This window comes from Lacrimispora amygdalina (genome assembly GCF_900205965.1).
Classification (GTDB): domain Bacteria; phylum Bacillota; class Clostridia; order Lachnospirales; family Lachnospiraceae; genus Lacrimispora; species Lacrimispora amygdalina_A.
Genome location: NZ_OAOF01000001.1, coordinates 265,773 through 278,618, shown reverse-complemented (window position 1 = coordinate 278,618; position 12,846 = coordinate 265,773). Strand labels below are relative to the sequence as shown.

Below are 12,846 nucleotides of genomic sequence, written 5' to 3'. Positions count from 1 at the left end.
GATATTATGAAAGATAAGACAACAAAGGTGAAGGCACGTAAGATTCCTTTTAAGGTATATATGCGCAATACCTGGCAGCTTTACTTAATGCTTCTGATTCCGGTTATCTATATGCTTATATTCCGTTATAAACCTATGATCGGGGGATTAATTGCTTTTAAGAAGTTTAATGTGTTTGCAGGAATATGGGCCAGCCCATGGGTTGGTCTGGCTCATTTTAGAGAGGCATTTGGGTCTAAGGATTTCTGGAATGCATTAGTCAATACATTGATTTTAAATCTTGGTGATCTGATTATCGGATTTCCTGTACCTGTACTTATTGCTGTTTTTCTTTTTGAGATCAGGAATATGCGGATTAGAAAAGCAACACAGACTATTTTATATCTGCCAAACTTCCTTTCCTGGGTTATCATTGCAGGTATCATCACTCAGCTGTTTTCCAGCAGCGGACTTGTAAATGATATTTTCCGGAAAACAGGAATACCGGAAGTGAACTTTTTAAGCAGTCCATTTATATGGAGATTTGTCTACTGGTTTGCAGGAATCTGGCAGTCTGCCGGCTATTCCCTGATTATTTATCTTGCAGCGCTGACTGCTACGGATCCATCTCTTGGAGAAGCGGCTTATATCGACGGTGCTACCAGACTTCAGAGAATTGCACATGTAACCATTCCTCAGATCAGACCTACTATTTCAATTATGCTCATCATGCAGCTGGGTAAGATCGTCTCCATCGATTTCGACCGTCCGTATATGATGGGAAATACACTGGTAAAAAGTGCAGCCGACGTTATCAGTACTTACGTTTATAACGTAGGTCTTCAGGCAGGCCGGTTCGACTTTGCAACTGCGGTTGGTCTCTTCCAGTCCGTAGTCGGAATCATTTTGATTCTGTCTGTGAATAAGATTTCTAAAAAAATGGGAGAGGAGGGAATTATGTAATGAGCGAGTTAAAGAGCAAAGCAGACAAACGGTTTCAGCTTTTCTGGAACACATTTTTCATCGTAATCAGCGTAGTGGCATTGATTCCCATTATCCGTGTAGTGTCCATGTCATTAAGCTCGAAGGATGCCATACTGGGTGGTAAAGTATTCCTTTATCCGGTGGAGTTTACAATAGAAGCATATGGGAGAGCGTTTCAAAGCGGAAGCTTTGTATCCTCTTTTATCTATTCCGTGTTCCTGATGATTGGCTCTACTGTGGTTTGTATCGTTATGACTGTACTTGCAGCTTATCCCCTTTCTAAGAAAAATTTAAAGGGCGGAGCTGTCATTATGACTTTGTTTGTACTGACAATGTATCTGGATCCAGGTATTATTCCTAAATATTTAAACGTAAAAGACTTTAAGCTGATTGATACAGTATGGGCGTTAATTATACCTGAGGCACTTAGTGCGTATAATATGATCATCATGTGTACCGCATTCAGAGGGTTGGATTCTTCCCTTTACGAGGCAGCAAAGATTGATGGCTGCAATGAGGTACAGACGTTATTTAAGGTGGCACTTCCTCTGGTTTATCCTACCCTTGCAACACTGGCACTGTTTTATGCAGTTGGCAGATGGAACCGGCTGAGTGATGTTCTGTACTATGTAAACTCTTCAAAGCTTTACACAGTACAGATGGTATTAAAGCAGCTGATCGAAGCGGTGAAGCTGACCCAGGAGGAAGGTCTCCAGTCTCAGCTGGTAGCAGATAATATAAAATCAGCAAGTATTGTTATATCCATGACACCTATGATTATTGCTTATCCGTTTATTCAGAAATACTTTACAAAGGGCATTATGCTTGGCGCCGTTAAGGGTTGATTATTTATTAATTAAATAATATAAAACGATTATGAAAGGGAGGTTTTATAATGAAAAAAGCAAGATTATTTAAGAGCTGTGTAGCAGTATTAGCTGCAGCATCCATGGTAGCCGGCTGCGGTTCCGGTGCAGCAAAGGACGCTACTACAGCAACCACCGCAGCAGGAGGTACAGACACAAAGGCAGAGGCAACTACTGCAGCAGATAAGGGAGAAGAAGTAACCATTAAGGTTATGGTTTGGGACAGAGGAGATGCAGCTCCCGGTACAACCGTAGAGAACAATACCCAGACTGACTGGATCAAAAAGCAGGTAAAAGATAAGTATAACATCAATGTGGAGTATGTATCCGTACCAAGATCCTCTTCTGATGATAAGTTAAATATCATGATGTCTGGTGGAAGTGCTCCTGATATTATATTTACCTATAATCAGGGTCTTTTCTATAATTTTGCTTCAAACGGCGGTCTGGCTGATTTAACCCAGTCTTATGAGACCTATGGCTCAGATATTAAAAAATTCGTAGCAGACGCTCAGAACATGGGACAGATGGACGGAAAGCAGTTGGCAATTATGAAACAGAGAGGTGTGGAATCTCCTCGCCATACAGCATATATCCGTCAGGACTGGCTGGATAAGCTGGGAATGGAGATGCCTAAAACAAAAGAGGAACTGGCTGCTTACTTACAGGCAGTAAAGGATAAGAATCCAGGCGGCGTGGATAATGTAATTCCATGGGCGATGAGTGGACGTAACGATACAGAAAAAGGTTATTTAAACTTTGTTGGATCTTATGTAAATCTTGCAAATGACAAGGATGCATATATCTACAGCGAAGGTTATATGGCAGTAGCTCCTGGTGCTGTTGATGGTATTAAGAAATTAAACGAATTCTATAACAAAGGACTTATTACCAAAGATTTCGCTACTGATACAACCGAAGATCTTTACAAGGCTCAGGTAACTGCAGGTAATGTAGGTTTCTTCCTGGACGATACAGAGAGCCCATGGAACTATATCACTGTTTTAAACACAAATGCAGGCGGAAGAACATTCGTTCCTGTACAGTGCTTTGAACTGGCTGACGGTTCTTACCGTACACCATTTGAACCAAGACACGGTATGTTTGTAATGGTACCAAAGAGCAGCGAGAAAAAGGCTGATGCCTGCATGAAGTATTTAAACTGGATGGCAGATCCGGCAGTTGCTGAAAATATCGTATTTACTGCAGAGCATAAAAGAGATGAAAACAACGTTCCGATTAAGTTAACCAGCGAAGAGCTTTCTTCTAAGGGATATCCAGGAACCTGTGATGACTTAAATATTGTTAACCTGGCTATGGACTGGACCAAGGACAAAGATTCCATTGTATCTAAATGGATTAAAGATCAGTCTGTTGAGTGGGAAAACCAAGAATGGTTCTCTAATTTCTATGATGTTCGTTCCGAAGGAAAATTCCGTTTCCCTGTATATGCAAACATTTCACAGGCAGAGTCAGATTACGGACAGAATGTTCAGAATTTAATGTTAGAATATGTTTACAAGCTGATCAGCTGTTCACCGGATCAGTTCGACAGTCTGCAGAAATCAGAATACGACAACCTTGTAAATGCAGGGCTGCAGAAGATTCTTGACGCAAGAGCAGAATATTTCGACACAATAAAGTAATTCCTTAACGGGGCAGCAGGCTATAAGAAGCTCGTTACAGCTCTTTCTCATCGATAATATAGATGATGCCGGGAAGCTGTAACGGGCTTTTTCTGCCCATCTGATCGTTAGAAAAATGTGGGAATGCTGTTTCCCCCTCCACTTTTACGAAATTCAGAGGGCGACTGGCTGCAATACTTTTGAAAGATTCGGTTAAATTGTGAAAAGCTTGTAAATCCACATTCTTCCGCCAGTTCAGAGATCTTCTTTTTCGTATTTAAAAGCAGGTATTGTACGTTTCGGATCCGTGTCATCTGAATGTACTGGGTCAGGGTGTAGCCCGTCACATCTTTAAACTGATGGGACAGATAGTAAGAACTGATATAAAATTCCCTGGAAAGGGAGTCCAGTGTTAATTCTTCAGAATAATGATTATGGATGAAGTTGGCAATGGAGTATATTTTTTGGGATGCTTCATCTTTTAATGGTTCATTGGTGTAGGTGTTATAGGGAGCCAGCTGCCGAAGAGTGTAGAGAAATTCCACGAACATACCGTGGACAATAAGCGATTTCAGCTCCGGTTCCTCGTCCTGAAAGGAGTAGCGGTAAATACGATTAAGTTTTTCATTAATCAGCTGCTGCTGCTTGGAAGGAAAACGGAAAATGGGCAGCGGCGAGTAAAAAGGCTCAAAAAGCTTCTCATAGGTTTCCGGCATTCCCCAGAGTGAAGGGGGATACAAAAAACCGATAATCAGCCGTTTGCTGGGGGCGCCTTTCTGATATTCGGAGCGGTGAAGCACCGATGGCCGAAGAAGCACGATATCGCCGGACCGGATGGAGTAAGGGATACCTTCTACCAGATGGTATGCCTGGGGACTGATCAGTATCATCAGTTCATAAAAAGAGTGAAAATGCTGAAATGGCATGTTGATATCAAAGGATCGTTCATCATAATCAAAGTAATAATAAAGGGAATGCTGGATATCGTTTATGGTGATATTATGTTTTTTCTTATAAAGCAGTGTATCATCAGGGTTTGTCATATAAACCACCTTTATTCTTTCTATGGATTAGTCATGTATCGGATATACATTATAGCAGAATGATGACAAAATGTGCAATACATTAACAAATAAAAAAGAAAAATATTGTAGAGATTGCAATGTGCCTCCAACGGACCCGTTGACAGGCAGCAGAAAGGAACTGTCAATAGAATGGAAAATTTAAAAGATAAAATAAATTTACTAGTTTCAAGCTTTGAAAAGATTTTGTATGATGAAGATGATATTTTTCTGAAAAACATGCAGACAAATAATCTGGCCGGAGACAATCCGGAGCGTTATCGTTATTGGGAATGGACGCAGGGCGTAGGTTTATTTGGTTTATGGAAGATCTATGAAGAAACAGGAGAGGAAGAAATTATAAATAAACTGAATAAGTATTATGAAAGACAGCTTACCATTGGTCTTCCTGCCCGGAATATTAACACAACAGCTCCTCTGCTGGCTTTAACCTATCTGGTTGAAAAGGACGGCAATGAGACTTATATGGAAATCTGCAGGGACTGGGCGCAGTGGCTGATAGATGAGCTTCCCAAAACGGAAGAAGGCGGATTTCAGCATCTGACTTCTGATACTTTAAATGAGCAGGAGCTGTGGGACGATACGCTGTTCATGTCGGTTTTATTCCTTGCCCGTATGGGTGTTATTCTTAAAAAGCAGGAATGGATTGATGAAGCGGAATACCAGTTTCTCCTCCATGTGAAATACCTGGCTGACAAAAAGACCGGTCTCTGGTATCATGGCTGGACGTTCCATGGCTGCCATAATTTCGCCGGTGCATTCTGGGGAAGAGGTAACAGCTGGATTACAATGGCAATCCCGGAACTTTTCGGTATGATTCCATGCAGCGGAGCTGTCAGACATTATCTGACAGAAGCATTAAAAAACCAGATTGACGCCCTGGTATCCTACCAGAACGAAAACGGTATGTGGCATACGGTAATCGATGATAACACCTCTTACGTTGAGGCCAGTGCAACCTGCGGTTTTGGTTACGGTATACTTAAAGCAGTTCATTTAGGGCTTGTGGATCCGTCATTTGAGGCCAGTGCACGAAAGGCTCTTCTGCCTGTACTTCAGTGTATCGATGCAGAAGGCGTGGTGCATCAGGTATCTTATGGTACTCCTATGGGCAGAGAAAGTGTGCAGTTCTATAAAGATATTGAACTCCGTCCAATGCCATACGGACAGGCAATGGCTATGCTGTTTTTGCTGGAAGCGTCAAAATGATGAAAAGAGATAGAGAGATACTGAAAACCTATAAACCTGTTATCATGCAGGATAAAAACGAGCCTTTTTCCATTACAGCCATGGGCTGCACCATTTTTCGGGAAACGATGAGGAGCAGTTCCTTTCCTAAGCGCGAGATTGTTGTTAATCAGGAAGATACGGCGTTCGCCATCGAATATGCAATCTGGTATGACTATGATATCCAGCATTTATATGAGCTGGAGCATGTATGGGTATACGTTGGTCACAATGGAGCCGTAAAAAAGGTAGAGGCGAGCTTTCATGGAAAATTTTTAAATATTGTGGATCTGGAACACGGGGAGCTGATTCTGGAAGGAAATACCCACCCGATTGTCTATGCACAGCCTGGGAAGCACGCGATGCTGCCTGACCCGCGTCTGGTCCGCATAATTCCGGATTGGCTGGAGAGCTGCCATATAAAGGCGGGAGCAGATGGGGTTCTGGTACAGGATATGTTTGAGGATCAGATTCATACCGACCATAAACTGCAGAAAATGACGGAAGATTATATTAAGGAAGTGTTTGGTTTTTGCCCATCTTTGGTATTTGAGCCGTTTTATTTAGAAGATGAGAAACTGATGTGCTGGGAAGAACTGAAAGAATCCATCCCTCAACGTGTCAACAGACAGATCGATATTATAAAAGCTTACTATAACCATTAAAAAATGAGGGTGCTTAATGCCCCTCATTTTTGTTAATAAGCTGATGGAACTGCCCGAAGTGATATGGTATGCTTAAAGCAGGTAAAGTCTGTAAAATAGACTGTATAGCAGTCCTGTGAGCGTCCCTGGCTTCCGAATTTGCCTGCTACATAGTTATGAGTTCCGAATCCAGGACCGGCTGTGATGGCATATTTGCCCTTTGAGGCAGTAACGATACCTTCCTTTGCAACGATTCCCCCGCCTGCGCTGCCTTCTGAGATGAAATACGGGGATTCCACACGGCAGCCTGCATCAAATGCCAGTTCTATCCGCACAGGTGCCCGGTCAATGCCAGCCGTCTCTATGGTGATGTCCATGCCGTCTTTGACTTCGGTTGCAGTGATTACAAAATTCATGTCTGGCCCGTTCAGTTTTTCGCGTTTTGTGTGGTCCATCTGCCACCAGTCGGTAGTATCCTGCGGCTCCTTAAATGGAAGATAGTACCAGCCCGCCATCTTCTGATTCAGGACAAACCCCTCATCTTGTGGAAGCTGTACCAGGTTTTCCGGCACAAAGTACCGGTGTTCACAGAAACTGGCACCGATTTTCATGCTGACGCATAAATCCCCGTGTTGAAAGTAGAGAAAGGATGGGCTGTCCTTTAACAGAGAACAGGAATAAGAATCTCTTCGAAGCCGTACTATTCCGGAATCTGTGTAGTGATGGCAGTAGTTCCTGAGAATCTTGCCGGTTTCATATTCAAATTCTATCAGTTCCGGATGGAGCATAAAATGGATCAGCCAGTCCAGAGGACCAATTCCTTTCTCCACAGCCTGGTCCATAATGAAGCAGGCCGCCTGCAGAAAGGTTTCGTTGTGGAATTTGATACCCATATATAAGTATTCCAAATAGTAACCGGTCGGATATATCTTATTCCCCCGGTCCTGTCTTGTGGAGTTGTTGGTAAAGATGCTGCCATCTGGCTCAATATAGTGAAGCATCATGGTTAAATTACGTTTGACCGGTTCATACCAGGAATCGTCGCCAGTTGCAGCAGCAAGCATCATCATGGCATTGTTATTGACCTGATTGTAGCCTCCTGCAGAGCGCTCTGCATATTCTCCGTCGTCATTGCAGTCACAGCCTTCAATCAGAAACTTCTCGGCTCCCTCCCTCATGGATTCGTCTGCAGTGAGGCGATAAAGCATCATTAAAACAGAAGCAATGGCCCAGCGGTGATTGGGGGTGTGAAATCCTCCGTGTATCATCGCTTTTCCGCCCTTGACCAGAATGGATTTCATAACCGGGAGAAGAGTAGAGATCATGCTTTTTTCCGTAGCAGAGCAGTATTCCGTCTGGGAGAGACGGTCTAAATAAATATAGGCTGGTAAAAGACCGTCAAGGCAGAAGGCGGTATCTGCTCCGGAATAAAAATTACAGTTTATCAGATCAAAAAAACCATTTTCCCGCTGCCCTCTTACAATGTAGGACAGGGCAATGGTAATCCGGTTGTAAACGATTTCGCTGCCATAAAAACAGCTCTGGCTGTTAAATAAGCAGGCAGTCATGGTAGTCACCTGGAAAATGGCAAGTTTTGGTTCCACCAGTCCGTCGTGGTCGCGAAAACCACCATAGAATTCGGAAGACTGATCCATAACCTGCTGATTCATGATTTCTTCTGTTTTTCGGTCACTGTATAATATAATTCTTTCGTAGTGTTTTTTCATAGAAACTCCATTCCCCGTCTATCACTGGTTTGCGTATTGTGTCGCTTTGATTGTATCATGGAAACCGGAAGGGAACAATGCAGATGTTGTTATTTTGCAGGTTGATACTTCTTAAAATTTGCGGATCGCTGAGTGGGGGAATTATATTAAGGCAGGACAAAAAAATGGAGCACCGCAGGATTGGGGAAATACGGCACTCCTAAGAAGAGTTACATAAAGTATAACGCAATAAAACGTTTAAGTAAAGAAAAATATGTAATTTTTTTTATTAATTAGTGAAAACTTTTTAAAAACAATGGGTATTTGAGATTATATAAGTCAGAAGAGCAGTTTTGTATTGCAGTTGACATTTATTTCATAATAGAAATGGCAGTGCATAGATTATATCATATGCTCCACCCGGGATGTCAGGAGGCAAGAATGGAAAAGATTCTGGACAATCGATATTATGATTTTATTATCAGCAATGCACTGGTCACTTCGTATAATACCGGGGATAACATAACAAAAATGAACGAAATGTATTCCCTGCTCCATGTACCTAAGAAAAGTATGCAGCCATGTGATCTGGGATTAAATTCTTATCACAGATTTCCGGATCTGTATACTCTGGAATCTGTCGTAAGCACGGAAAACAGCAATGAAAAATCTGAAGGGATAAACCCTGAGATGGGGCTTTTTGGCAGAGGAGTCATAGTGGGATTGATTGACACAGGAATCGATTACCGCCATCCTGCTTTCATGAACAATGATACAACGACCCGTATTCTTAGAATCTGGGACCAGACAGTGGAGGGATCATCGCCGCCTGCTGGTTTCACTTTTGGTTCGGAATACACAAAGGAGCTGATTAATTTTGCTCTGCTATCTCAATATCCTTATTCCATTGTTCCAACTACAGACCCCTACCGTCATGGAACTGCCATAGCAAGCATAATTGCAGGGCGACCCAATGAAAAGGAGGGATTTGGCGGCGTAGTGCCTCAGGCAGATTTAGCAGTAGTTAAATTAAAGGAAGCAAAAGAGAATTTAAAAAACCTGTTCTGTGTCCGGTCCGATGCCCTGTGTTATCAGGAGTCGGATATTATTCTGGCAATCCGTTATTTATTAAATGTGGCAACCAGACTGAACCGGCCGTTGGTAATCTGTCTGGCACTGGGAACGAACCAGGGAGGACATGACGGACGGGGAGCGTTAAGCGCATACCTGGACAGTCTGATGCAGCTGCCAAAGCTGAGTATGATCACTTCTGCAGGGAATGAGGGAAGCAGCCGCAGGCATTATTATGGAAAAGTAACAATGAATCCATTTTCTGACAGCCTGCAGTTAAATTCAGGGGAAATTGATAAAGAATATTTTATGGAAATCTGGCCTTACATGCCCGCCGCACTTTCCGTTCAGATAACGGCGCCTACCTGGGAAACTGCTGAAGTTATTAAACCTGGAGTAGGAGAGTGCATTAAACTGAATTTTCAGTCCATAAAAACCAATATATGGGTGAACAATATTCTCTTTGAAGAAGAGACGGGAAATCAGCTGATCCTTTTGCGCTTCCGTAATATGATTAGCGGAACGTGGTATATAAAGCTGGAAAATCTGAATTCAGTACCCTTTTCCTATCATTGCTGGCTTCCTTCCGGAAACCTGATTTCCAATGAAACGTATTTTGTCAATTCAAGTCCGGATACGACGGTTACCATACTGGGAAATACTTCCAACCTTCTGACTGTTACGGCATACAATCAAAACGTTGGTACTATAATGGAAGAATCCAGCATTGGCTATACAAGACTGGGGCAGGTAAAGCCAGATCTGGCAGCACCAGGATACAGAATCCCATGTGCCATACCTGATTTTCAGTACGGAACCATATCCGGAACTGGAGCGGCAGCCGCTCATGTAGCAGGGGCTGCGGTTATGATGATAGAATGGGCATACATCAAAGGAAATTATACTGCTGCAACAGGAAATCAGACCAACCGTCTGATGATGAAATCGGCTGACCGGGATCCTGTTAATGTCTATCCCAATCCTGTCTGGGGATATGGAAAGCTAAGTATAGACAGTACCCTGAAACAGCTTTTAATTTATTAAACAACTTTTTGGGGGCGGGTTATCGGTAACCCGGCCCGCCTACTTCCTGTTGCCTAATTCTTTTCTGACTCTGGGACTGATTCCCCTGCGTTCCATCTCGTCTAAGATGGATTTAAATTCGTCAGACGGGGCAGCAGGAGTCTTTACATCTTTGCTTGCTGCTTCCAGCCGGTCAAATTCTTCAGCAAGTTTTTTTTCCTTCCTGGAATTCATAATTATCACCTCCAGGTGAATTATAAATGAATTAGATATTAAACAATATAGAAATTAAAGAAATTGCTGTAGTTTTATTGGCAATTGAAAACGGATAATGGCGGGTATCCGGTGTTCGGTCCCGCCATAATAAATAGGATCTATAGTTACAAATATGTTAAGTACCTGAAAGCCGGCTTAATATATTGTATATATTTATCTGGCCATATCCCCAAATGTTATTTGGATAGAGATACATATTGCTGCGCCGGGCTTCCCTAATAATCATTCGATTGATCTGTATACCGGTGATAGCGGTAAAGTTACCCCTGCTATAGGCCCATTCCATGATCATGGCCATTATTCCGGCAGTATGTGCTGCAGCTGCACCTGTTCCTGTAAGCTTACTATACTGACCATTTGGTATGGCGCAGGTAAGTTGGTATCCTGGAGCCACGATATCAGGTTTAATGAGACCGCTTCTTGTATAACCTCTGCCAGATTCAGCCAGTATTGTATCTGAATACTGATTATAGGCAGTAACAGTCAGGACACTCATGGCGTTACCAGGTGTGGTTATTGTTGTATTTGGATCTCCTTAGAAGGAAATATTATTAACCCATATAAAACTCTGATTATTCCCTACTAAAAATCCTTGACATTCATTTAAAGATGGATAAACAATCTGCGTAGTCTCCAGATCCGGAGGGGTAATTTCAATAGAGAATCTCTGAGGCGCATATGGCCAGATCTCCATAGAAAACCGTCTGTCTTTGTTTCCTATATTTAATCCAAAGTCGTTGTAGAACGGTTGAGTATTAGTGCTGTTAAAGTAATGTCTGTTATTGTCTCCTTCATTTCCGGCAGAAACAGCAATTCCGATTCTTGGATAACGTGTTATATTATCCAGATAAGTGCTTAAAGGGCCATAGCCATCATGTCCTCCATGACTGCTTCCAAGAGCAATACATATGACAAGCGGTCGGTTCAAATTTTGAGACACTGTAGTAAGGTAACGTACCCCAAGCATGATGTCGGATTCTTGAAAACATAATGAATCTGATGGAACAAAGTAGATATCTTTCAGGTTATGCTTTGCTTCCTTTAACTTCACCACTAACAGCTCTGCTTTCGGAACAATTCCTGAAAAATGATGATCTGAGCTGGGATTTCCTGCGACAATGCTTGCAATCGCTGTTCCATGCCCATTTGAATCTGTTGAGGGAACAACTGAGGAGGGATTTCCCGATATTAACGCATAATTTATCATATTTTTATTGTATTCCGTACCAAACGTAAAACCAGCAGGCGGAGAGCCTTTCTGGATAGTCTGATCCCATATTGACAGGATGCGGGTGGTTTTATCGTTATTGATAAATGAAGAATGTTGATAATCAATTCCGGTATCAATAATACCAACGATAATTCCCTGCCCGAACAGACCGAAATCAGGATTGTTCTGGATCGTTTCGATGCCAGATTTTTCTAAACTGAAGACTGATGTAAGTGTAAATAGTGCGGGAAGGGTTTCATAAGGACTTTGCTCGAGACCGCAGGATTCTTTTTCAAACTTCAGAACATGGCGCAATGAGTGAAGGCTGTTCAAGAATGTAATATCCTCCCCGTATTCGGAAGAGATGGCAGCATTATTTATGATTAGGTCATAATAATTATCATCTATAATTTTTAACAAGATTAACCCCCTTCTGTTTTGACGAATTTGTAATATATTTTATGCTTTGGGGTTTCACTTATGTGAAAATGCGTTAACAAAAAACAAAAACACCGGAATGCCTCGTATTAACAAGGAATTCCGGTGTTTCCATCTTTCGTGATTCATGCGGGTAACAGGACTTGAACCTGCACGGTCTCCCACCAGAACCTAAATCTGGCGCGTCTGCCAATTCCGCCATACCCGCTGACAGCAAACAAAACGTATTGAAATGAGACACCGGGGATTCGAACCCCGGACAACTTGATTAAAAGTCAAGTGCTCTACCACCTGAGCTAGTATCCCATACTGGGCTAGTTGGATTTGAACCAACGAATGCAGGAGTCAAAGTCCTGTGCCTTACCGCTTGGCGATAGCCCATTAACATCTCCTGATAAAAAAAAATTCCCGTTAAGGGAAAGGTGAGTACAGGGATTCGAACCCTGGGCCTCCAGAGCCACAATCTGGCGCGATAACCAACTTCGCCATACCCACCATAAAAATTTCACACTGTGGTTATCAGTGTGAAACGAGCCTGAAGGGATTCGAACCCCCGACCCACGGCTTAGAAGGCCGTTGCTCTATCCAACTGAGCTACAGACTCAAGAGCGGGTGATGGGAATCGAACCCACGTATCCAGCTTGGAAGGCTGGTGTTCTACCATTGAACTACACCCGCAAAGGTTTTTGTGAAATTAACCGACTGTAAAAGCAGC

At 42.6% G+C, this 12,846-nt stretch carries 11 protein-coding genes and 6 tRNA genes; 6 read left to right on the top strand and 11 right to left on the bottom strand.

What is annotated here, in order from left to right; genetic code table 11:
• The first annotated feature begins 6 nt into the window (after positions 1-6).
• The 3 genes from CRO04_RS01320 to CRO04_RS01310 are packed head-to-tail and all read left to right on the top strand — an operon-like array spanning position 7 to position 3,475.
• Positions 7-942 carry an ABC transporter permease gene (locus CRO04_RS01320; RefSeq protein WP_097002424.1) on the top strand — a complete coding sequence of 312 codons (936 nt, stop codon included), beginning with the start codon at positions 7-9 and terminating at the stop codon, positions 940-942.
• Complete coding sequence (locus CRO04_RS01315; protein WP_097002423.1) at positions 942-1,808, top strand: carbohydrate ABC transporter permease; 867 nt, start codon at positions 942-944, stop codon at positions 1,806-1,808. The genes CRO04_RS01320 and CRO04_RS01315 overlap by 1 nt, the downstream gene beginning before the upstream one ends.
• Positions 1,809-1,858: 50 nt before the next feature.
• On the top strand, positions 1,859-3,475 hold the full coding sequence (locus CRO04_RS01310; RefSeq protein WP_097002422.1) for an extracellular solute-binding protein: 1,617 nt from the start codon (positions 1,859-1,861) through the stop codon (positions 3,473-3,475).
• Between the two features lie 107 nt (positions 3,476-3,582).
• On the opposite strand, the gene CRO04_RS01305 is transcribed toward CRO04_RS01310, so the two are convergent.
• A complete protein-coding gene (locus CRO04_RS01305) occupies positions 3,583-4,497 on the bottom strand; it encodes a helix-turn-helix transcriptional regulator (protein ID WP_097002421.1) in 915 nt (304 codons plus the stop codon).
• Positions 4,498-4,668: 171 nt separating this feature from the next.
• Here CRO04_RS01305 and CRO04_RS01300 point away from each other — a divergent pair, with 171 nt between their 5' ends.
• Together CRO04_RS01300 and CRO04_RS01295 are read left to right on the top strand one after the other, a co-directional pair.
• Complete coding sequence (locus CRO04_RS01300) at positions 4,669-5,745, top strand: glycoside hydrolase family 88/105 protein (RefSeq protein WP_097002420.1); 1,077 nt, start codon at positions 4,669-4,671, stop codon at positions 5,743-5,745.
• A complete protein-coding gene (locus tag CRO04_RS01295; RefSeq protein WP_097002419.1) occupies positions 5,742-6,428 on the top strand; it encodes a hypothetical protein in 687 nt (228 codons plus the stop codon). Before CRO04_RS01300 ends, CRO04_RS01295 begins: the two co-directional genes overlap by 4 nt.
• A gap of 32 nt (positions 6,429-6,460) precedes the next feature.
• On the opposite strand, the gene CRO04_RS01290 is transcribed toward CRO04_RS01295, so the two are convergent.
• A complete protein-coding gene (locus CRO04_RS01290; RefSeq protein WP_097002418.1) occupies positions 6,461-8,134 on the bottom strand; it encodes a hypothetical protein in 1,674 nt (557 codons plus the stop codon).
• A gap of 420 nt (positions 8,135-8,554) precedes the next feature.
• On the opposite strand from CRO04_RS01290, the gene CRO04_RS01285 reads away from it, so the two are divergent.
• On the top strand, positions 8,555-10,228 hold the full coding sequence (locus tag CRO04_RS01285) for a S8 family peptidase (RefSeq protein ID WP_097002417.1): 1,674 nt from the start codon (positions 8,555-8,557) through the stop codon (positions 10,226-10,228).
• A gap of 39 nt (positions 10,229-10,267) precedes the next feature.
• On the opposite strand, the gene CRO04_RS01280 is transcribed toward CRO04_RS01285, so the two are convergent.
• From CRO04_RS01280 to CRO04_RS01245, 9 genes are all read right to left on the bottom strand, one after another.
• Positions 10,268-10,441, bottom strand: a complete 174-nt coding sequence (locus CRO04_RS01280) for a hypothetical protein (protein WP_166432446.1) — start codon at positions 10,439-10,441, stop codon at positions 10,268-10,270.
• Positions 10,442-10,598: 157 nt separating this feature from the next.
• The gene (locus tag CRO04_RS27115) at positions 10,599-11,000 is read right to left on the bottom strand and encodes a S8 family serine peptidase (RefSeq protein WP_330400758.1); all 402 of its coding nucleotides are present in this window, start codon (positions 10,998-11,000) and stop codon (positions 10,599-10,601) included.
• Positions 11,001-11,018: 18 nt separating this feature from the next.
• Positions 11,019-12,113 carry a S8 family serine peptidase gene (locus CRO04_RS01275; protein WP_330400748.1) on the bottom strand — a complete coding sequence of 365 codons (1,095 nt, stop codon included), beginning with the start codon at positions 12,111-12,113 and terminating at the stop codon, positions 11,019-11,021.
• A gap of 146 nt (positions 12,114-12,259) precedes the next feature.
• Positions 12,260-12,339, bottom strand: a tRNA-Leu gene (locus tag CRO04_RS01270).
• A 25-nt stretch (positions 12,340-12,364) separates the two neighbouring features.
• Positions 12,365-12,437 (bottom strand) — tRNA-Lys (locus CRO04_RS01265).
• Positions 12,438-12,440: 3 nt separating this feature from the next.
• A tRNA-Gln gene (locus CRO04_RS01260) sits at positions 12,441-12,512 on the bottom strand.
• 39 nt (positions 12,513-12,551) lie between these two features.
• Positions 12,552-12,627: transfer RNA gene (locus tag CRO04_RS01255), tRNA-His, on the bottom strand.
• Between the two features lie 34 nt (positions 12,628-12,661).
• Positions 12,662-12,735: transfer RNA gene (locus CRO04_RS01250), tRNA-Arg, on the bottom strand.
• 3 nt (positions 12,736-12,738) lie between these two features.
• Positions 12,739-12,809, bottom strand: a tRNA-Gly gene (locus CRO04_RS01245).
• Between the last annotated feature and the right edge of the window lie 37 nt (positions 12,810-12,846).